Genomic DNA, 21,581 nt, shown 5'->3' on the forward strand with positions numbered 1-21,581 from the left:
CATCGTGAAGTTTCGAATGCCGCCTCCGGGGAACCGGGGGCGGTTTTTGCGTTATGGAGGGGTGGCAGGGACGGTTTTCCAAACCGTCCGGCGGGGTGGATTTTCCATCATCCTTTGATTCCGGTCTTCTGACGATTGCCCCCGCCGGATGCCATGGAATGGAAGCGGACATAACGACGATGTGGCAATGGCATCCCTGCCCTTCATGGATGACGTCTCCTCCCATGCGATGCCGCTGGGAGTATGGAAAGTTCTCCCTGCCGTAACGGCGCAGCCGTTACGCTACCTCCAGCGGTGACACTTGAAAACAGCACGCTCTAGTCACCACCACACCCGCCGCAGCCTCCTCCATCGCCCCCTCATCCGGAGAACAGCCGGAGCAGATACCGGATCTCATCCTCGATCACATCCTCCGAGCTGACCGTTTGCCGGACCTCCTCCCGCAGGAAGCCGCCGAACTCCCGCAGCATCCGGTGGAGCGCGGTGCGCAGGGCTTCCTCCGAAATGGAAAGGGACGCCGCCAGTTCCTTGCTGTTCCGTCCGCGCAAGGTGCCTCCTTCCGCAATCACCGGGCGGAGGACCTCAAAGAGCCGGAGTTTCCCCAAGCACTCATAGTGTGCGCCGAGCCGATCAAGCGAAGCATGGAGCACGGAGACCGCCCATGAGCGCTCATAGGCCAGATCCGGGGAGACTTCCCGGGTGATGAATCCTTCATACCGCCGGCCCAACCCGGACGCGGAGGCATCCTGCGCGGGAAGCCTCCGCGAGCTACGGGATCTCCAGTCGATCAGGCACCGCTCCAGCGAGGTCATCAGGTATCCCCGCAGACGCCCTTTCTCCTGATCCGCTTTCTGGAAGGAGCGGAGGCGGATGAACCGCGCGAAGAAATCCTGGAGAACATCCTCCGCATCCTGATGGGCGAGCCTCTTCCCGCGGAGATAGCAGTAGAGGGGGAAGCGGTAGCGGGAGTAGATGTCGGCCAGGGCGGCTTCCACCACCAGGGGATCTTCACCCGATGCCCTGGCGATCAACGTCCAGGATGTCTCCGGAAAGTAGCTCGGGAAAGGTGCGCTCATCGGGTTGGTTTCAAAGTTCGCGTGATCACCGCCACCACATCCCCGTCCGGGGTTCCCCCGAGGTCCAGCCACCGGATGTCCCGGACTTCCACCTCCTCGCCGCCCTTCGGGTTCTTCGGCGCATCGGAGCTGAGCGCGAAGTGGATCCTCTCCGAAGGCTCCGCCACCGGGAGACTCCCTATCAGTTCGCCGTCCACCCATGCGTGGAAATTCCGGGCCGTCCAGGCCACACACAGCTCCGCCTCATGTCCGGGAAGAAGGGGCATGGCATGTGGCCTGCGGATGCCACGGACGTTCCACCCAGCGAGGCGGACATCCTCACTCCGGTAGAACAACGCTGTCAGGCGGTCCGTCTTGCCCACGGCCAGCCGGAAAAGTTTCGAGGTGCCGTTCCACCTGACCTTGCAACGGATCGCTCCGCTGGCCGCGGGAACCTTGCGGACCTGCCAATAAGATGCGCCGTCCAGCCTCGCCCATCCATCCGGCCCACGGAGATCTTCCAGAAAAGGCTCCTGACCTCCCTCGGCGGACAAGACCGTCCAGCCCGGACGGCCGGGACCGGATGGGAAAACTTCCGTTCCGGCATTCCTGCCCGCGAACCAGTGGGCGGACAGACCGAGGGCCGCCGCAGCCAGAACACCAATCATGCCTTTGGCCAGCGGCCGCCACGGCTGTCTCCTTTCCGGAACTTTCTCCCGGACCGGTGGCAGACGGATGGCCTCGATATCCGCCTTCATTTCATCCGCCGATTGGTACCGGCGTGCGGGATCCTCCTGCAACGCCCTGATCAAGATCCCGTCGATGAGCGGGTCGATCGCTACTCCATCACCCGGGAGGTGCCAGGCACCCTGGGGGGTGCGGCCGCACAGCATTTCATAAAGCACCACGCCGAGCGCGTAGAGGTCGGCGCGGTGGTCCCCCTCCCCGCGCTTCTGCTCGGGAGCCATGTAATCCGGGGTCCCCATGGCCAGACGGGGCAGGGTGAGCTGGCCGGCATGGTCGGCGAGGGTGGGCCTGGCCAAGCCGAAATCCGCAAGCTTCACCGTCCCATCCTCCGCCACCAGGATGTTGGCCGGCTTGATGTCCCGGTGGACCACCCCCTTTCCGTGGGCCGCCCGCAGGGCATCACAGACCCTGGAGACGATCTCCAGCGATCGCATGGGAGATAGTCCGCCTTCGCGGATCAGCCGCTGGAGATCCGTGCCATCGACGAACTCCATCACGAAGTAAAGGTGTCCCTCCGGCGTCTGGCCGGAGTCATGGATGGCGACGATCCCCGGGTGGCTCAGCTTTGCGAGCGTGCGCGCCTCACGCTCGAACCGGACGGTGAAATGGACATCATCCGCCAACTCGGCGGGAAGCAGCTTGATGGCGACAGGCCTTTCCAAACGGTTCTGCGTGCCTTGGTACACCGCCCCCATCCCACCCCGGCCGAGCATCGCCGCTATTTCATACTGCGGGAGCAACCGGTGGAGTTCCTCCGGCGAAGGCGGATGCCATGCCCTGATCTCCGGCTCCGGCGGCGGCAGCAATCCCAACTCCAGCAGGCTCGTGGCGTTCAGCCCCTCGATGAGTTCCCCGCCCTGATGGGAAGCCGGGGCCGTGAGTCCGTTGCCGCATGCCGCACAAACGGTCCCGGAGATTTCCTGGAGCGCCTGGCAATGCGGACAAGGGAATTTCATTCGTGAAGAGGATGGGACGGAAAACGCCTGCCCCCCATTCTTATCCATGAGATCCCGGCGGCGGTCACGGCATTTGTTGCCGTCTCCGTGCGGATTCCCGGAAGGAACGATTCCCTCCAATTCGGGTAGCAGGCGGGCGGCGGCGGAAACCCTGCGGATTCCGGGGCGGAGCACGTTTCTTTGCGAAATTTGTCACGATGGAGACCGGGGGGCGTAATACCCGGCGAACGACCTCGGATTTCTCTGGAAATCCCACATAGTCCCCCATTTGCCATGAAACCGAAACTCCTGCTCCTCTCCGGCATTCTTTTCTTTCCCTCCCTCCACGCCGCCGAACTCACCGCGTCCGACGGAGCGGCGGGCGATTACTTCGGCGGGTCCCTGAGCCTTTCCGGCTCCATCGGTATCGTCGGGGCAGAGCAGGATGACTACAAGGGCTCAGCCTATGTCTTCCGTGACCTCGACACTGCCAGCGGCACCGTCACCCAGAACGTCAAGCTCACCGCATCCGACGGCGCGGCCTATGATCGGTTCGGCACATCCGTGAGCCTCTCCGGCTCCATCGGCCTCGTCGGAGCGTTCAGCGCGGCGTTCTGGGATGAGAATACCAGAGGCTCCGCCTACGTTTTCCGCAATCTCAACACCGCCAGCGGCACCATTACCCAGAACACAAAGCTCACCGCCTCCGACGGCGCGAAAGACGATTTCTTCGGCACATCCGTGAGCCTCTTCGGCTCCATCGGCCTCGTCGGGGCGTACGGGGATGACAGCTATCGCGGCTCCGCCTACATCTTCCGCAACCTCAACACCGTCACCGGCTCCATCACCCAGAATGTCAAGCTCACCGCTTCCGACGGGGCGGCATCCGATCTCTTCGGCACTTCCGTGAGCCTCGCCGGTACCGTCGGCCTCGTCGGGGCTTATGGGGATGACGGCTATCGCGGCTCGGCGTATGTGTTCCGCAACCTCCATGTCCCCACCGGCTCCGTCACCCAGAATGTCAAGCTCACCGCTTCCGACGGCGAGGCATTCGATGAGTTCGGCGTCTCCGTCAGCGTCTCCGGCTCCATAGGTCTGGTCGGGGCCTCTGGGGATGATGATATAGATCCCAATTCCGGCGCGGCGTATGTGTTCCGCAACCTCGGCGCCGCCACCGGCACCATCACCCAGAATGCCAAGCTCACCGCCTCCGACGGCGCGGCAGGCGATTACTTCGGCTACTCGGTGAGCCTCTCCGACAGCATCGGTCTCATCGGGGCCTATGCTGATGACGACAACGGAACCGATTCCGGCTCCGCCTATCTCTTCCGCAACCTCGACACCGCCACCGGCGCTATCACCCAGAATCTCAAGCTCACCGCCGGCGACAGCATGGCAAATGATCGTTTCGGCTGGTCGGTGAGCCTCGACGGTGACCTCTTCACCATCGGCGCTTACGGCAGGAACTCCTTCCGTGGCAAGGCCTACACCGGCAGCGTCAGCAGCCTCACCACCCTCGATCTTGGAGCCGCCTCCCGCACCATCTCCGGCATCAGCTTCGTTTCGCAGGAGGACTGGATCATCGGCCGGACCACGGATGACAACACCATCACCCTTTCCTCCGGGAGCACCGCGGATGTCACCGCCTCCGGGAAGGCCGTCCACATCGGCATGGACGCCGGGAGCGATGGCAACACCCTCATCATTTCCGGGAACCTCTATGCCACTGAAGTCAACGTCGGCTCCACCGCGGGCAATGCCGGAAACGTCCTCCAGTTCGACGCCTCCGCCAACGTCGGGGTCTGGGCCATCCGCCTGACGGCGGACAATCTCCTCCGCATTCAGGGGGACCACACCGCGGATCCCTTCGCCTACCTCGGCGCCACCGCCCTCGAGGTCTGGAACGGCGGAAGCTGGCAGACCGTCACCCCGGCGAACCGCGCCACCCTCCTCTCCACCAGCTACGGGAGCGGCTACACCACGCTCACCCCCATTCTCTCCTCTCCTCCCGCCTTCCATGCTTCCGAACTCACCGCCTCTGACGGCACTGGGGCCGATTACTTTGGCTATTCCGTGGGCCTGTCCGGCTCCATAGGTCTTGTTGGAGCGTATGGGGATGGCGACAACGGCAGCAGTTCCGGCTCGGTGTATGTCTTCCGCAACCTCGGCACCGCCACTGGTTCTGTCACCCAGAACGCCAAGCTCATCGCCTCCGACGGCACGACATCCGATGAGTTCGGCTGGTCCGTGAGCCTCTCCGGCTCCATCGGTCTGGTCGGGGCGATCCGGGATGACGACAAAGGCACCAATTCCGGCTCTGCGTATGTTTTCCGGAGCCTCGACACCGCCACAGGCGCCATCATCCAGAACGCCAAGCTCACTGCATCTGACGGCTCTTTCGACGATCACTTCGGCTGGTCCGTGAGCCTCTCCGGCCCCATCGGCCTCGTCGGCACGCAACTGGACGACTTTAGCAGAGGCTCTGCGTATGTGTTCCGGAATCTCGACACCGCCACCGGTACCATCACCCAGAACGTCAAGCTCACCGCCTCCGACGGCACCGCAAATGATCGCTTCGGCTATTCCGTGGGCCTCTCCGGCAACATCGGTCTGGTCGGGGCAGTGTATGATGATGCCCAGCGCGGTTCCGCCTACGTCTTCCGCAATCTCGACACCGCCACCGGCTCCGTCACCCAGGACGTCAAACTCACCGCCTCCGACGGTGCGGGGGGCGATCACTTTGGCTACTCCGTGAGCCTCTCCGGCAGTACTGCCATCGTTGGAGCCTATCTGGATGACGACAACGGCTACAATTCCGGCTCCGCCTATGTCTTCCACAACCTCGACACCGCCACCGGCTTTATCACCGAAAATGTCAGGCTCACCGCCTCCGACGGAGCGGTGAGTGATTACTTCGGCTGTTCCGTGAGCCTCTCCGGCAGCATTGCCATCGTCGGGGCTTATGGGGATGACGACAACGGCAACGCTTCCGGTTCCGCTTATCTCTTCCGCAACCTTGACACCGCCACCGGCACCGTCACCCAGAACGTCAAGCTCACTGCCTCCGACGGCGCGGTAAGCGATTGGTTCGGCTGCTCCGTGAGTCTCGACGGGGATCTCTTCATCGTCGGTGCGGTCGGCAAAAACTCCTCCACCGGCAAGGCCTACACTGGCAGCGTCAGCAGCCTCACCACCCTGGATCCCGGAGCCGCTTCCGGAACCATCTCCGGCATCAGCTTCGTCTCGCAGGAAGACTGGATCATCGGCCGGACCACGGACAACAACACCGTCACCCTTTCCGCCGGGAACACCGCGGATGTCACCGCCTCCGGGAAGGCCGTCTTCATCGGCATGGACGCCGGGGCGGATGACAATGCGCTGGTCATCTCCGGCACGCTCAATGCCACGGAGGTGTACATCGGCTCCACGGCGGGCAATGCCGGGAACGTCCTCCAGCTCGACGCCTCCGCCACCGTGGATGCCGGCGCCATCCGCCTGACGGCGGACAATTCCCTCCGCATCCAGGGCGACCACACCGCGGATCCCTTCGCCTACCTCGGTTCCACCGCCCTCCAGGTCTGGAGCGGCGGAAGCTGGCAGACCGTCACTCCGGCGAACCGCGCCACCCTCCTCGCCACCAGCTACGGGAGCGGCTACACCACCCTCACCCCCTCCGGGATGGCGGAAAACCTCCCGCCCGTGGTCACGCTCAACGGCGCGAACCCGATCACCCTGGAATGCTATGTGGACTTCTACACGGAGCATGGCGCGACCGCGGTCGATCCGGAGGACGGCTCCATCGACGTCGTCATCACCGACACGGTGGACCGCACCCACGTCGGCACCTACACGAACACCTACACCGCCACCGACAGCAAGGGGCTTTCCACCTCGGTGACCCGCACCATCCATGTGGTGGACACGCGGCCACCCGTCATCACGGTTCCGGCGAACATCCTCATCCCGTCCGTCGTCAAGAACCCGTCGGGGCCGACCTTGTCCAATCCCGTCTTCTATGCCCCCACCGTGACCGCCAGCGATGTGGCGACGGGCAACCGCCTGGTGACCCTCTCCCACCCGACCGGGACCCGCTTCCCGGTCGGCAGGACGACGGTGACCGCGATGGCATCCGACCCCAGCGGCAACACCGCCACGACCACCTTCGACGTGATCGTGCTCGAGCACCAGGAATCGCCCGGCGTCCGTTTCATGGACGTGATCGCCTACCGCGGTGAGCCTGCCACCGGAGCCCCCCTCGGCACGATCTTCAACGTCAACCGCGCGTTCGTGAACAACCGCAGCGACGTGATCTATGACGCGGCCCTCTCCGGAGCCGGAGCCAACGACACCGCGGTGTTCTACGGCCCGCTCAACGGGGCGCAGACCGTGCTCGCCGTCAAGGGGACCGCTTCCGGGGTGGGCAACTTCGGAGCCTTCAGCAACCTGACGCTCAACCACCTCGGTGACGCCGGCTTCGAGTCGCTGGTCGGTTCGACCCCCGCGCAGTTCAGGAGCGCCGGCGGTGCGGCCGCGGTGGTTTCCGCGGCGAAATCCGGAGCCGCGCCGACGGGCGGCGGTGAAGCGTTCAGCACGCTCTACCAACCGGCGATGTCCTCCAACGGCCTGTTGCTCACACCGGCCACCCTGCAGCTCGGTTCGGGGGCCGGGGTGACTGTCGCCAATGACACGCTCCTGGTCACCAGCGGCGGTGGCGTGCTCGCCCGCGAAGGCAGCCCCACCGGCGTCGCCGGAGTGAGCTACGGCCAGTTGCACCCGCGTGTGGTCGCCAGCCGTGCGAACGAAAAGTATGCGTTCTCCGCCTTCCTGGAGACGCCGGTGTTCGACCCTGACACCAACACCGGCCTGTTCGTGGGGACCGTGGGTGGCGGAGCGCCGGACCTGGTGGTCCGCGAGGGGAATGCGGCCAACGGGGTGACCGGGGCGAGGATCTTCCAGTTCCTGGGTGAATCGGTCAACAGCGCCGGGGAGATCGCCTTCCGCGCCACCATCACCGGGACCGGGGTGACCGCGGCGAACAATGACGGCATCTGGAGCAACTCCGGAGCGGTGGGTTCCCCGCCGGTATTGGTTGCCCGCAAGGGTGCCATCGTCCCGCTGGCTCCGGCCAACCGGATCGCCTTCAGCCGGTTCACCGCGCTGCACATGCAGGATGACGGTTCGGTGGTCTTCCACGCGTTCCTGCAGGACGCCACGGCGGTCGCGGTGGTCAACTCCAACAACGACGGCAGCATCTGGCGCTGGAGCGGTGGCAGGCTGACGCTGCTGGCCCGTGAGGGGGATCTGGCCAACAACACGGCGGGCGGGCGTTTGCTCAACATCAATGGATTCGACTGCAACGACATGGGCGGGATCGTCTATGACGCGACGCTGGTTCCGGGGGTGGGTGACACGACCACGGCCACGAACCAGGCGGTGTTCATCAACCGCGGCAACGGTCTGGACCCCGCGCCGCTGCTGGCCATGCGCCGCAACGACAGCTTCGAGGTGATGGGTGCCAAGCACATCGTGGCGGGGATCAAGATCAGCACCTCGGTGAACTCCGGAGGAGGGACCGGCGGTTATGGCCGTGCGATCAACGATTCCGGGGAGGTTGTGTTCAACCTGACGCTGTCCGGACTTCCGGGGCCGAAGTCGGGGATCTTCCTGCTCGGCTCGGCGCCGAACTGACGGGCTGGGAGCGGCCTGTTCCAAAGGATCCGGCGGGGTCGTCCTTCATCAGGACGGCCCCGCTTTTTTTTGGGGTGGGCACAAGGAGGGCGGCCGTCCCTCCGGCGGTCGCAAAGGCATCCCGGGGCAAAGGGATCCCGGAGCGGTAGGGATAAAGGGACATATGGGATTCCCGAAAAATTCCGCTGCAATCCCTTCCATATGCCGTCAGGATAGGGCCGCATGCTACGTTGGATCGCCTGTCTCGCCCTGACCATCCCGCTTTTTTCCTGCCAGAGAGAAACGCAGGTCGAAAAGGCGAACCGTGAGGGCATCCTCCTGGTCGGGAACTCCGCGGAGCCGAAGTCGCTGGACATCCACCTGGTGACGGGCGTCATCGAGAGCAAGGTGCTGACCTCCCTGTTCGAGGGTCTGGTCGCGAATGACGCGGTGAGCGACGACGCGACGCCACCCGGCGCGGCGGCCTCCTGGGAGCACAACGAGGACATGACGGAGTGGACGTTCAAGCTCCAGCCGGAGGGAAAGTGGTCCGACGGCGTGCCGGTCACGGCGGATGACTTCGTCTTCGCCTACCACCGCCTGCTCCACCCGGACCTCGGCGGACCGTATGCGGAGATGCTGTATTTCATCACCGGTGCGGAGGATTTCAACCGCGGCACGCAGAAGGATTTCTCACAGGTGGGGGTGAAGGCCATCGACGCCCTGACGCTGCAGGTAAAGCTGCGCGAGCCGGTCCCTTTCCTCCCCTCCCTCACCCGCCACTACACGTGGTTCCCCGCGCCGCGCCACGTGATCCTGAAGCACGGCAAGATGGAGGCGCGCGACAACCCTTGGTTCATGTTCCCCAACATGGTGGGCAACGGTCCGTTCAAGCTGAAAGAGTGGCGCTTCCATGACGTCATCGAGGTGGACCGGAATCCGTACTACTGGGACGCGGCGAATGTGGGCATCAATGGCATCCGCTTCCTGCCGATCGAGAATCCCTACACGGAAACGCGGGCGTTCCTGGCCGGGCAGCTCCACACGACGTACCAGGTGCCGTCCGACCTGATCAAGTCGATGAAGCGGGACCACTCACGCCACTTCCGGCAGGAGCCGTATGTCGGCACCACCTTCATCCGCCTGAACACGACGCGGCCGGTGCTGAACGACGCGCGGGTGCGCGAGGCACTGGCGCTGACCATCGACCGCCAGTTGCTGTGCGAGCACGTGACGGAGGGATTCCAGCCGGCCGTTTCCTTCACGCCGGACATGGGGTCGTTCCACCCGCAGCCGGTGCTGACGTTCGATCCGGACAAGGCGCGCCGCCTGCTGGCGGAGGCGGGCTTCCCGAACGGGGACAAATTCCCGCGCTTCTCCCTGCTGATCGCGCGGCCATCGGCACGCGCCAGCGCGGAGGCCATCCAGGCGATGTGGAAGACGCACCTCAACATCCTCATCGACATCCAGAACAAGGACTGGGGTTCCTATGTGAGCGCCCAGCAGAGCCTGGACTTCGACATGGCCGCCGCAGGATGGATCGGCGACTACCTGGACCCTACCACTTTCCTCGGCATGTGGACGAAGGGCAACGGGAACAACAACACCGGCTGGAGCGACACCCGTTATGAGGAAATGCTGCGTGAGGCGGCCGCCCAGGCGGACCCGGCCAAGCGGCTGGAATACCTGCAGCAGGCGGAGACGATCCTGATGGGCGCACTGCCGATCCTGCCGATGACCCACTACGCCCGGAACTACCTGCACCATCCGTCCGCCACGAACTGGCATCCGCTGTTGCTGGACCATCACCCCTGGAAGGCGATCCGCCTCGAGAAGTAACACCCTCACCTTTCCGACATGCTCGCCAACATCCTCCAACGCCTGCTGCAGGGCCTGCTGGTTCTCTTCGTGCTCTACACGATCACGTTCTTCCTCATCAAGGCGCTGCCCGGCGGACCGTTCAAATCCTCCGAACGCGCGATCCCGGAGCACATCCTCCAAAAACAGATAGCCTACTACGGTCTGAATGAAGACACCCACGTCCAGTATCTGAAACAGCTCGGGAATCTGGTGAAGGGAAATCCCGGAACCAGCATGCGCCTGGAAGGCCGCACGGTGACGGAGATCATCTCGCAGGGCTTTCCTGTTTCGCTCCGGCTGGGCGTGCTGGCCATGCTGTTCGCCATCTGCACCGGCATCCCGCTGGGGGTGATCGCGGCGTGGAAGAAAAACACGCTGATGGACTACTCCGCGATGGGGCTGGCAATGATCGGGATCTGCATCCCCGCCTTTGTCGTCGGGCCGTTATTGGCGGACTTTTTCGGTCGCCATCTGCAACTGGTGCCGGTGATGGGGTGGAACCCATCGATGCCATCCTCCCTGCTGCTGCCGTCCATCACGCTGGGGCTGGTGACGGCCGCTTATATCTCCCGCCTGACGCGCGCGGGGATGCTGGACATCCTGAGCCAGGACTTCATCCGCACGGCGCGGGCGAAGGGCGTGGGCAGCTTCCGCCTGCTGGTCCGCCACTGCCTGCGCGGCGGCATCATCCCTGCCATCGCCTATATCGGGCCGGCATTCGCCGCGGTGATCTCCGGCGCGGTGGTGGTGGAGAGCATCTTCGCCATGCCGGGGCTGGGCCTGCATTTCATCAAGTCCATCGAGGTCGGTGACGCGCCCGTCATCCTAGGCGTGGTCATGCTCTACGGCCTGCTCATCATCATCGCCAACTTCGCCACCGATCTTATCGGCATCTGGCTGAACCCACGCCTGCGCGGCAGCCGCTGACCCTCTACCCGCCATGTCCGGAACCGACTTCGAGAAAAGCCAGTCCCTCTGGAAAGACGCCTTCCACCGGCTGCAGCGCAACCGCGCCGCGATGGTGAGCGCCGTGCTGCTGTTCCTCATCATCGGCGCGTGCATCCTGCTGCCCGCCATCAAGGACCTGCTGCAGGACCCGAACGCGCAGAACCTGCCGAACAAGAACCTGCCGCCCTCCGGCGCGCACTGGTTCGGCACCGATCACCTCGGCCGGGACATCCTCTCCCGGGTGCTCTACGGAGGCCGCATCTCCATCGCGGTTGGCCTCATCACCACGCTGGTGTCCGTCTCCATCGGCGTGTGCTGGGGCGCAACCGCCGGCTACGCGGGCGGCAAGATCGACGCGCTGATGATGCGCATCGTGGATATCCTCTACGCGCTGCCTTTCCTCATCATCGTCATCCTGCTGGGCAAGACGCTGGAGCCGATGACCGCGGACCTGACGGAGTGGATCGTCAACCTGATCAGCGGCAGCGATGCGAAGACCGCCGACGTCAACCGGATCCGCTCGAAGGTGGAGCCGATCACCACGCTGGTGCCGTTGTTCATCGCGATCGGCACGCTGTCCTGGCTCACGGTTTCCCGCATCGTCCGCGCGCAGGTCCAGAGCGTGGCGAAACAGGAGTATGTGGAAGCGGCCCGCTCGCTGGGCCTGGGACCGGTGCGCATCCTTTTCCGCCACATCCTGCCGAACACGCTGGGACCGATCATCGTCTACACCACGCTCACCATCCCCAGCGTGATGCTGCTGGAGGCGACGATGTCCTTCCTGACGATGGGGGTGAAACCGCCGCACAGCTCCTGGGGCATCCTCATCGACGAAGGCGCGAACCGCATGATCTCGAATCCGTGGCTGCTGTTCTTCCCCACCCTCTTCTTCGCCACCACGCTGTTCTCGCTGAACTTCCTGGGGGATGGGTTGCGCGACGCTCTCGATCCGAAGTCGGCGAAGGATTAGAACGGGTGGTGATCGTTGTCCGCCGTTCTTTTTTCCATCCATGCTGCCATTCCACCTACCCGAGCATGTGGGCTACTGCATCAGTTGTTATGATGCGGAGGGTCCCCTGTTTTCCATTCCCATCAGCGTTTCCACCGCCCAGCTCCGCCAAACGCTCGGCAAACAGTGGCCCATTGACGCGACACCACTGACGCGGGAGGAACTGGAGGCGGTGTATCTCTTCGTCACCGGATACATTTCCCTGGGGTGGAGGGAGGAACTCAAATACTATATCGAGGGGGACAATCTCCCGCCGGGCTGGGAATAGCGTTGGAGACACTTCTCCGTCAGTCTCTTGGCGCAAGCAGATCTTTCTGCGATCACGATATCCGTGTGCTTTGTGTTCCCGTTGCAGCCGGTGGACAAGAGTGTCCACCCTCCTTACTGGGAACAGCCGGAGCTGGAGAAGTAAGGAGGAGGGACACTCCTGTCCCTCGGCGGCATTGGCGAATAAAGGGACAGGTGGATCTATCCCGGGATGCCTTTGCTATGGGTTCCCATTGCAGCCGGAGGACAAGAATGGGAGCGCAGCGGACATAGCGGCTCTGCCGCAATGTCCTCCCTCCTTACGAAAAATTCAGCGCATCCATGTCGAAGGTGACGATGACATCCTCCGGCAGTGTGGTCCTGGCGAGGACGGCCTGGACGTGGCGTGTGAGGGCGCGCGCGCGGTGGCAGCGGAGGGTGATCTGGAAGCGGAACTGACCGTGTGAGCGGATCAACGGTGAAGGTAGTACTTCCCCCAGGGTCATGCCCGCGGGCAGGTCCTCCGCCAGCCGAAGGTGCAGGGTCTGGAGCGTGAACTCCGCCCTGCGTTCATGCGTGGAGCGTGCCGTCAGCACGGCGCAGTGGGAATAGGGCGGAAAGGCGAACTGGTGGCGGAACTCCATCTCCTGCTCCGAGAAGCCGTCGAAGTCATGTTTCCGCGCGTACTGGATGGACGGCGAGTGCGGCGTGAACGTCTGCACGATGACCTCTCCCTCGAGGTCCCCCCGCCCTGCACGACCCGCGACCTGGGTGAGCAGCTGGAAGGTGCGCTCGCCCGCCCGGAAGTCCGGCACGTGCAGGCCGAGGTCCGCGTTCAGGATGCCGACCAGAGTCACGTTCGGGAAATGCAGGCCCTTCGCGATCATCTGGGTGCCGATGAGGATGTCGATCTTGTGCGCCTTGAACGCGTTCAACGTGTCGCGCAGCGCGTTTTTCCGCCGCATGGCGTCCGCATCGATGCGCGCGAACTTCGCGGACGGGAACACCTTCGCCAGCACCTCCTCCACCTTCTGCGTGCCGAAGCCCTGGAGAATGATGGCGGGGTCATGGCATTCCGGGCACTTGCGCGGGACGATCGCCTGGTGGCCGCAGACGTGGCAGACCAGCCGCTCGTCGGTGCGGTGGTAGGTCAGCGCGACCGCGCAATGCGGGCACTGGCAGACATGGCCGCACTTCGGGCACTGGAGGGAGCGGGCGAAGCCGCGGCGGTTCAGGAACAGGATCGCCTGTTCCCCTTTTTCCAGCCGCTGCTCCAGCGCGGTGCGCAGCTTGTCGGAAAGGATGGGCAGGCCGCCTTTCATCTTCGCTTTCTCAAGGCGCATGTCCACAACCCTCACCAGCGGCATGGACTGGCCGTCCGCCCGTTGGGTCAGCCTCACCAGATCATACTTCCCGGTGGTGCAGTTCTGCCATGATTCCAGCGACGGGGTGGCCGAGCCGAGCACGACGGCACAAGGCTCGAAATGCGCGCGCAGCACGGCGACGTCCCGGCCGTGGTAGCGGGGCGGGTTCTCCTGCTTGTAGGAATTCTCATGCTCCTCATCCACCAGGATCAGCCCGAGGTCAGGCAACGGCGCGAACACCGCCGACCGCGCGCCGATGACGATGCGCGCCTTCCCCTTGCGGATGCGGTGCCATTCGTCAAAGCGTTCGCCCTGCGAAAGGTTGGAGTGCAGCACGGCGACCTGATCCTGGATCGCGGCGAAGCGGGCCTTGAAGCGCCGCACGGTCTGAGGCGTCAGTGAAATCTCCGGCACCAGGACGAGCACCGTCTTTCCCAGATCCAGCACATGCCACGCCGCCTGAAGATAAACCTCCGTCTTTCCCGATCCGGTGACGCCCAGCAGCAGGATGGGCTTCGCCGCCCGCGGATCCGCCACGGCCCGGCACACGGTTTCCAGTGCCGCCGCTTGCTCCGTGTTCAGTTGCAACGGCTTCGACTCCAGGATCTCCTCCACCATGTCGCCGTCCGGGTCACGGCGGACTTCCTCCGCTTCCAGGGTGATCATGCCGGCTTTCTCCAGCGCCTTCAGCGTCGCCGCGGAGCCGTCGCCGAGATCCGCCACGGGCATCCTCTTTCCCTCCGCGTGCATGAGCAGCGACAGGATGGCATGCTGGCGGGGCGCGCGTTTTCCGAGCTTCTCCAACGCCGCCGCGTCAGGCTCCGCGGCCAGGATGGCAATGCGCCGGGTCTTCGCCGAGTTCTCCTCCGTCCTCACCGCCTCCGGCAAAAGGGACCGCACGACGGATTCAATACTGCACCCATAGTAGTCCGCTATCCACCGCCCGGTCTCCAGCAGCACGGGGGTGATGAGCGGCTCCGGCTCCACCAGCGCCTCCAGCTCCCGGAGCGCGAAGTCGGCCTGGCCGTCCGCCTCACCGACGGAGAGGACGGTACCCGCGGCGGACTTCCGCCGCAGCGGGACACGCACGCGGCAGCCCGGCCGGACGTTCATCCCGGCGGGGATGCCATAGTCGAAGACCAGCTCCGAAGGTCCGTCGATGAGCACGCGCGCGTTCAATGCCATGAGGATGCGCCGCGTCCATGCGCGGGCCAAGCGCCAAGTCACTGGCATACCTCACGGACGGCGACCAATGATCGCCGCCACTTTCGGTCACGGCACGATCATCACGCGGTCACCGGCTTCCGTCATGGCGAACAGCTTGGCCGCATTTCCCGCAGGCACGCGGATGCAGCCGTGGGATGCGGGGTATCCCGGCACCACCCCGGCATGCAGGCCGAAATCACTGCAGCTCAGCCGTTGGAAATAGGGCATGCTGGCGTGGTAGATGGTGGAGGTCCAGGCGCGGTGCTTGTTGGTGATGACGTACTCACCGGTCGGCGTCGCATAGCCCTTGCGGCCGGTGGAGACCTTCGTGGTGAAGATCTCATTCCCCTCCGCGTCATAGACACTGGCTTTCTGCTCCTTCAGGTTGACCACGATGTGGCGGTCCTCCTTGTGGGGGTCGCGTCCGAGAATCAGCCGCATCATCTTCACATCCGCGCGCCGCGAGGCGAAGTTGATGGGCCACAGACTGGACACCCGGGACCAAGTGTTCTTCTTCGCCCCGGCGTTGATGAGATGACGGGCGACCGCCGTGTTGCCGGAGTCCGCGGCGATCATGAGCGGCGTGATGTTCCGGTCCACCCGCAGCGCCCAGCGTGCGACGCCCGGACGGACCTGACGGACGAACTCACGCCGTGCGGGGATCTCGAAAATTTCGTTCGGGTCCGCGCCATGACCGACCAAGGCTTTCACCGTGGCCGGGCAACCGAGCGCGACCGCCAGGTGCAGCGGCGTCTGGCCTTCCGGCATGGGGAAGCGGATCTTCGCACCACCCCTCACCAAGGCCGCCGCGACCGCGTCATGGCGGTGGCGGATGGCCACGGAAAGGGGGCGGTCCAGAAAGGGAGGATGCACCACGTCCGGGTTCATGCCGAGGTGCAGCAGCAGCTCCACCATCAGCCTGTCCCCCACGGCGGCGGCGAGGTGCAGCGAGCGGCCCGCAGGACTGCCGTAGTCCGAAAGCAGCTTCACCATGCTCCCCTCACGCGCCAGCACGGCCCGCTCGATGGGCAGCCAGCCATCACTGCCGTGGATGTTCGGCCGGGCACCGTGGCGCAGCAGCAGCCGCACCATGCCCATGTCCTTCGCCTCCAACGCGTCCGCCAGCCAGCGGTCGATCCGGGATTGCTCGAGCTTCACTTTTCGGTCCAGGAACACCTGGAACACCCGGCGGTCCTGGTGGGTGAAGGCGATCTCCAGCGGCGTTTTTGAAAGTGTCCCGTCCTCACCGACCGGGTGGCGGAAATTCGGATCCGCTCCGGTGCCCAGCAGCAGCCCCATCATCGGCAGGTCGGCATCCATGACCGCTTGGGCAAGCGGCGAATGGCCGGATGGTCCCGGCAGGTTCGGGTCGGCCCCGGCTTTCACCAAGGATGGGATTGTCTCCAGCCATCCGTTCCGGATCGCGGTATGCAGGGTGGATTCACCACGAGCGTTTTTTTGGCCTGGGTCCGCGCCCAGCTTGATGATCGCCTCCATGAGGTCGCGGCGGTCGGCCTGCATGGCCACGTGGAGTAGAGGATTCCCCTCGCGGTCGGTCATGTGCGGATCCGGGGCCGCCGCCATCAGCAGCTCCACCAGCTCCGCGCTCCCCTCCCTGATGGCCCATGGCAGGATCTCCTCGCCACCGGGCATGGTCGCGTCCGGGCTGGCCCCGCGCTCCAGCAGCCTGCGGATGAACGCGGCATCCATCCGCCTGACGGCGGCACCGAGCACGCTGGAGCCATCCGCCGCGCGGGAGTCCGCATTCGCACCTCCGTCCACCAGCCTCAAGGCGGTGAACCGGTCATCGGCATCCACGCTCAGGCGCAACGGGGTGCGGCCCTGTGCGTCCTTCCGCTCCGTATCCACTTCCGCGAGCAGCAATGAATCGACGAGAGGACCATTCCGTGCCTCCACGGCCTCCACCAGGGAGCGGCCCGTCGGCTCGATGCCGGCACGGCTCAACCCGCGCAACGCCTTTTTCTTCGGGCTGTCGCACGATACGAACATTCCTGCGGCCACAACGACGAGACATGCCCGCATGGCTCCTGAAATCCCCCGTCTTTTCACGATCAAGCGGAGGCTAACGATTCCGCCATGCGAGATCAAGTCCGCTAAAACTCAGGAAATCCAGACATCTTATCCCACATCATCTTCCGGAAGATCATTCCATCGGGCAACAGGCGGCAACCCACCCGTGCACCCATCACTGCCCATCGGCGTCCGCGTCGTCCGCGACCTCCACCTCACCGATCACGGCGTTCAGTTTGCTCAAGGTGGTATTGATGGATTCCCTCATCTCGACGAACGCCTCCGCCGCGGCGACGGCCTCCCGCTCCCGGGAGAGGCTGAGCCGCTGCGCGCGGGAGAACGTGCGCAGGGTGGTGGTCATTTCCCGGACAGAGGCCAACAGGTCCCGGTCCTCCGAGTATTTTTCCAAGCTGTCCACCTGCGCCCGGGCGGAATCATAACTCTTGTCGAGCTTGGCGAGATCAATGTCAGCAGCGGCCTTCCCCCTCAGCCACCCCAGCGGCTGCATGGCACCGCGCAGCTCGAAGGCGAGGATCTTCCGCGAGATCCGCGTGGGACGCTCACCGGCACCCTGGATGCCCAGCAGCTTCGGCGAGGCGAAATACGGTGCCTCCACGGACAGCTCCGCCAGCCTCTGGCGCACGAACCGGTTGGTCACGTACTGACCGATCGGCAGGGTCGCTCCCTTGGCCCGCACTTCCTGAAAGCGGGCCAGGATTTCCGTGAGCGGGCTTTCGGTCGCCGCGGCGGACCGTTCGACCAGCTCCTGATGGTTGGACGCGAGCAGGACGTCGTACTTCAGGAAAAACTCCGGATTCTCCAATGCGAGGATCCAGGGCAGGTATTCGGCGGCATCCGCCGGGATCACCAGACGTCCGCCGGGGCCAGCGGACAAGGCGCGCAGCCGGTCCCAGACATCCGGTGGCGACTTGAACGAGCCATCCGGTTCCAGCCTTCCGATCACGATCCCGGCGGGAGCTTTTCCGGAAAGGGCTGCATCCAGCAACACGGCCGCCGATCCGGACAACGCATCGCGGTCCCGCGCCGGAAGGTAGGCGGTTTCCTCCCCCAGATTCAGGGTGACCTGGGATCCAGCCGGGAGCGCACCGTACTGCTTCACCAGCACCGCGTGCAGGGTGCGGTTCATCCGGTTGACCTGCGCGTTCTCCAGCGTGAAATCGATGGCAAAGGTCATGGGCTTCACAACGGGAGCCTCCGGTGGCGGAGATGGCAGGATGGAGGCCTTCATCCCCACGGTGGTAAGCTGGAGGCGTTCGTCGCCGGTGTCCTTGTCCAGCCCCCACAGGGGAGTCAGGATGGAGGTGGATTCCAACTGAAGCTTGGCTTGGGGCAACGGTACCTGCGGGGTCTGGGGAGTTCCATTCTCCGGGGTCGGCATGTTTTCTGCAACAACCTCTTTTTCAGTTGGTTGTATCTGATCAAAAGCCTTGAGGTCCGCGACCCAGGATTTCCAGGCACCCTTCTCCCCTTTTTCGAGCAGGGAAGCGGCATCCGGATGGGTGGGATCCGCCATGGAAATGACATCTCCAAGGCAAGCGGCCAGTGCCTGACCGTCCGGACCTGCCTCCGGGGACCGCAACCATTTGAGGGCGCCCCAGATCTCGGTGCGGCTCCGCTCCAGTTCGCGCTTCCCGGCCCTGCCACCCTGTGCGCCCTTGGCGGCTGCAGCCAAAGCCACACGAGCCTCGTCATTGGCGGGATTCAAGGCGAGGGCGAGAGCCAGCATCTGGGCCACGATCCTCCGGTCCGCCGCATTCTCCCGCCGCTGCGCGTGGCTCAATGACACCAGACCGGAAGAGAGACTGGTCATCAGATCCACCTCGATGGGCAGGCGATCCCGCCGGAAAGCCACCGGACCTTCCTTCGGCAATTCAAAGTGTCCCGCGGCGGCGGCCACATCCCCCACCGCCAGCACTCCGGCGATGATCCATCCTCCGCAACTGATTCGCCACGCAGCCATTTTCAAACGAGACTGGCCACTCCTACGACGAACCTCAAGCGAACATTGCAGCGGCATGGCGCAATCTCCTGATGACGATCCCTTGGCAAACGCCGCCCTTTGCGGCATGGGTTCTGCCATGCCGATTTCATTCCCGACGATGGAGACCCGCGAGGAGGTCATGTTTTTCGACACGGACTGCGGGGGTGTGGTCCACAACATCGCCTACCTGCGGATGATCGAAACCTGCCGCACCCGCCTGGCGGCAGGCATGGGCATGGATCTCCGCAGCATGTCGGAAACCCAGCTTTTCCCGGTGGTGACCCGGACGGAGATCGACTACCGCCGGCCCGCGAGGCTGGGTGACTGGCTGACCATCCGCGGGTCCGTGGCGGAGATTTCCAAAGCCCGGTTCTGGTGCCAGTTCGAGATGATCCGGGAAAGCGACGGCATCACCTTGGTCACCGCGCGGCAGTCGCTCGCACTGGTGCAGATGCCGGAAGGCAAGCCTGTCCGCCTGCCTGCGGAGTGGGTCGGATAGGAAGTTTCATCAACCACAGATGAACGCAGATAAACACAGATTGAAGACACAGATCTAATTTCTTAATCCGTGTTCATCTGCGTTCATCTGGGATTGATGATCTCCATTTGAGGAGGTGGCAGCTTCACTTATCTGTAGTCTCGCGTTCCAGCTTCTCCAGCCAGACGACCAGCATGGCGACATCCGCAGGGGTGATACCCGGGATGCGGCTGGCTTGGCCGATGGTCAGGGGCTTGACCTCGGTGAAACGGACCTGTGCTTCCTTTTTCAGACCACGGATTGACGCGTAGTCGAGATCCCCGGGAAGCCTCCGGTTCTCCTGCCGGGACATGCGGTTGATCTGCGCCTGCTGCCGTTCGAGGTGCCCTTCATACTTGAAATTGGTCTCGATCAGCGGCCAAAGTTCCACGTGGAACTCTTTAAGGAGGGCTTCCGGAAGGGTTTCCCATTGGTTCTCATTGCGGCGAAGCCAGAGATCCAGCTTCACTCCCTCGTGGGACGTCTGCCGCACCCATGGCTCCGCTCTGGCGAGTTCCGCCTGCTTTTCTTCGATCCGCCGCACCCTCTCCCCCGCCACGAGGCCGATCTCAGCGGCCTTCGGGGTGAGCCGGAGGTCGGCATTGTCCTGACGGAGGAGCAGCCGGTATTCAGCGCGGCTGGTGAACATGCGGTACGGCTCCGTGCAGCCGCGGGTCACGAGATCATCCACCATCACCCCGAGATAGGCTTCATCCCTGCCGAGGACGAAATCAGGGCGTCCCAAGGCTTTCAGCGCGGCATTCGCCCCGGCGATGAGTCCCTGCCCTGCCGCCTCTTCGTAGCCGGATGTTCCGTTGATCTGGCCTGCGAAATACAGACCACCGATCCGCTTTGTCTCAAGTGTTGGCAGCAACTGGGTGGGCGGGCAGTAATCATACTCCACCGCGTAGCCGGGCCGGAGGATCTCACATTTCTCAAGACCGGGGATGGTCCGCAGGAAAGCGAGCTGAACTTCATAAGGCAGGGAGGTGGAGACCCCGTTGACGTAGTATTCCAAGGTGTGCCGTCCCTCCGGCTCCAGGAAAACCTGATGGCGTTCCTTCTCGGCAAAACGGACCACCTTGTCCTCGATGGAGGGACAATATCGTGGCCCAACCCCCTCGATCACCCCGCAATACATGGGGGATTGGTCGAGGTTTCCCCGTATGATGTCGTGGGTGGCGGGGTTGGTGTAGGTGATCCAGCACGGCATTTGTTCCACGTGGAACGTCGGATCACCCCATGGATTCAATGTGAAAAGGTCGTCGTCCTGCCTGAGCAGGGTGTCGGCGATGTAGCTGAACTTCGGAATGGGACTATCCCCTTCCTGGCGTTCGCACTTGGAAAAGTCGAGGGAGCGGCCATTCAAGCGGCAGGGCGTGCCGGTCTTGAACCGCTCGACTTGGAAGCCGAGGCGCTTCAGCGAGTCGGACACGGTGGAGGTGGCGTCCCCCATCCGTCCGCCCTTTTCATTCCGCAGGCCGACGTGCATGAGGCCGCGCATGAAGGTCCCGGCACTGAGGATGACGGATTTCCCAACCAGCTCCATACCGAGCGATGTCATCACACCCGTGATGTGATCGTTCTCGACCAGAAGATGCGCCACATTGCCTTGATGGAGATCCACCCCCGGCATGCCCTCCAGCTCCCGCTTCATCCGGAACTGGTAGGCCTTCTTGTCGCATTGTGCGCGGGGCGCCCGGACGGAAGGCCCCTTGGAGGCGTTGAGCATGCGCCACTGGAGGGCGGTCGCGTCCGTATTCAGACCCATCGCACCGCCGAGGGCATCGATCTCCCGGACCATGTGGCCCTTTGCCAGACCACCGATCGCGGGGTTGCAGGACATCTGGCCGACCGTGTCCAAGTTCTGGGTAAGCACAGCGACCTCGCAGCCGAGACGGGCCGCCGCCAAGGCCGCCTCCACCCCGGCATGGCCGGCACCAATCACAATCACATCGTAGCTCTTCGGGTATCTGAACATCGGCCGGGGGCGC

General features: G+C 64.1%; 12 protein-coding genes. 6 read left to right on the top strand and 6 right to left on the bottom strand.

The genetic code is table 11. The features are described from left to right. Positions 1–359: 359 nt before the first annotated feature. Positions 360–1,076, bottom strand: a complete 717-nt coding sequence (locus KF712_07410; GenBank protein MBX3740799.1) for a sigma-70 family RNA polymerase sigma factor — start codon at positions 1,074–1,076, stop codon at positions 360–362. Beyond that, positions 1,073–2,758, bottom strand: a complete 1,686-nt coding sequence (locus KF712_07415) for a serine/threonine protein kinase (GenBank protein MBX3740800.1) — start codon at positions 2,756–2,758, stop codon at positions 1,073–1,075. Before KF712_07415 ends, KF712_07410 begins: the two co-directional genes overlap by 4 nt. Before the next feature lie 273 nt (positions 2,759–3,031). Between KF712_07415 and KF712_07420 the strand changes: the two genes are divergently transcribed. The 5 genes from KF712_07420 to KF712_07440 all read left to right on the top strand — a co-directional run bounded on the left by KF712_07420 (position 3,032) and on the right by KF712_07440 (position 12,489). Continuing rightward, complete coding sequence (locus KF712_07420; GenBank protein MBX3740801.1) at positions 3,032–8,425, top strand: DUF5011 domain-containing protein; 5,394 nt, start codon at positions 3,032–3,034, stop codon at positions 8,423–8,425. Positions 8,426–8,647: 222 nt separating this feature from the next. Further along, positions 8,648–10,243, top strand: a complete 1,596-nt coding sequence (locus KF712_07425; GenBank protein ID MBX3740802.1) for a peptide ABC transporter substrate-binding protein — start codon at positions 8,648–8,650, stop codon at positions 10,241–10,243. Positions 10,244–10,261: 18 nt separating this feature from the next. Next, on the top strand, positions 10,262–11,191 hold the full coding sequence (locus KF712_07430; protein MBX3740803.1) for an ABC transporter permease: 930 nt from the start codon (positions 10,262–10,264) through the stop codon (positions 11,189–11,191). A 13-nt stretch (positions 11,192–11,204) separates the two neighbouring features. Then, positions 11,205–12,182, top strand: coding sequence for an ABC transporter permease (locus KF712_07435; GenBank protein MBX3740804.1), 978 nt, complete (start codon positions 11,205–11,207; stop codon positions 12,180–12,182). Positions 12,183–12,222: 40 nt separating this feature from the next. Then, positions 12,223–12,489 (top strand): hypothetical protein, encoded by a 267-nt coding sequence (locus KF712_07440; GenBank protein MBX3740805.1) that lies wholly within the window; start codon positions 12,223–12,225, stop codon positions 12,487–12,489. A gap of 298 nt (positions 12,490–12,787) precedes the next feature. On the opposite strand, the gene priA is transcribed toward KF712_07440, so the two are convergent. The 3 genes from priA to KF712_07455 all read right to left on the bottom strand — a co-directional run bounded on the left by priA (position 12,788) and on the right by KF712_07455 (position 19,049). After that, positions 12,788–15,016, bottom strand: a complete 2,229-nt coding sequence (priA, locus tag KF712_07445) for a primosomal protein N' (GenBank protein ID MBX3740806.1) — start codon at positions 15,014–15,016, stop codon at positions 12,788–12,790. Between the two features lie 87 nt (positions 15,017–15,103). Continuing rightward, positions 15,104–17,080 carry an ankyrin repeat domain-containing protein gene (locus KF712_07450; GenBank protein MBX3740807.1) on the bottom strand — a complete coding sequence of 659 codons (1,977 nt, stop codon included), beginning with the start codon at positions 17,078–17,080 and terminating at the stop codon, positions 15,104–15,106. Positions 17,081–17,243: 163 nt separating this feature from the next. Beyond that, positions 17,244–19,049 carry a hypothetical protein gene (locus KF712_07455; protein MBX3740808.1) on the bottom strand — a complete coding sequence of 602 codons (1,806 nt, stop codon included), beginning with the start codon at positions 19,047–19,049 and terminating at the stop codon, positions 17,244–17,246. 106 nt (positions 19,050–19,155) lie between these two features. On the opposite strand from KF712_07455, the gene KF712_07460 reads away from it, so the two are divergent. Next, positions 19,156–19,569, top strand: a complete 414-nt coding sequence (locus tag KF712_07460; GenBank protein MBX3740809.1) for an acyl-CoA thioesterase — start codon at positions 19,156–19,158, stop codon at positions 19,567–19,569. Between the two features lie 124 nt (positions 19,570–19,693). On the opposite strand, the gene mnmG is transcribed toward KF712_07460, so the two are convergent. Then, on the bottom strand, positions 19,694–21,568 hold the full coding sequence (gene mnmG / locus KF712_07465) for a tRNA uridine-5-carboxymethylaminomethyl(34) synthesis enzyme MnmG (GenBank protein ID MBX3740810.1): 1,875 nt from the start codon (positions 21,566–21,568) through the stop codon (positions 19,694–19,696). Positions 21,569–21,581: the final 13 nt, after the last annotated feature.

It is taken from the genome of Akkermansiaceae bacterium, from assembly GCA_019634595.1.
Taxonomy (GTDB): domain Bacteria; phylum Verrucomicrobiota; class Verrucomicrobiia; order Verrucomicrobiales; family Akkermansiaceae; genus Luteolibacter.

Bases quoted from the DNA above. Each gene is read 5' to 3' on its own strand.
- KF712_07410 (MBX3740799.1), bottom strand. From the start codon at position 1,076: ATGAGCGCACCTTTCCCGAGCTACTTTCCGGAGACATCCTGGACGTTG.
- KF712_07415 (MBX3740800.1), bottom strand. From the start codon at position 2,758: ATGAAATTCCCTTGTCCGCATTGCCAGGCGCTCCAGGAAATCTCCGGG.
- KF712_07420 (MBX3740801.1), top strand. From the start codon at position 3,032: ATGAAACCGAAACTCCTGCTCCTCTCCGGCATTCTTTTCTTTCCCTCC.
- KF712_07425 (MBX3740802.1), top strand. From the start codon at position 8,648: ATGCTACGTTGGATCGCCTGTCTCGCCCTGACCATCCCGCTTTTTTCC.
- KF712_07430 (MBX3740803.1), top strand. From the start codon at position 10,262: ATGCTCGCCAACATCCTCCAACGCCTGCTGCAGGGCCTGCTGGTTCTC.
- KF712_07435 (MBX3740804.1), top strand. From the start codon at position 11,205: ATGTCCGGAACCGACTTCGAGAAAAGCCAGTCCCTCTGGAAAGACGCC.
- KF712_07440 (MBX3740805.1), top strand. From the start codon at position 12,223: ATGCTGCCATTCCACCTACCCGAGCATGTGGGCTACTGCATCAGTTGT.
- priA (MBX3740806.1), bottom strand. From the start codon at position 15,016: ATGGCATTGAACGCGCGCGTGCTCATCGACGGACCTTCGGAGCTGGTC.
- KF712_07450 (MBX3740807.1), bottom strand. From the start codon at position 17,080: ATGCGGGCATGTCTCGTCGTTGTGGCCGCAGGAATGTTCGTATCGTGC.
- KF712_07455 (MBX3740808.1), bottom strand. From the start codon at position 19,049: ATGGCTGCGTGGCGAATCAGTTGCGGAGGATGGATCATCGCCGGAGTG.
- KF712_07460 (MBX3740809.1), top strand. From the start codon at position 19,156: ATGGGTTCTGCCATGCCGATTTCATTCCCGACGATGGAGACCCGCGAG.
- mnmG (MBX3740810.1), bottom strand. From the start codon at position 21,568: ATGTTCAGATACCCGAAGAGCTACGATGTGATTGTGATTGGTGCCGGC.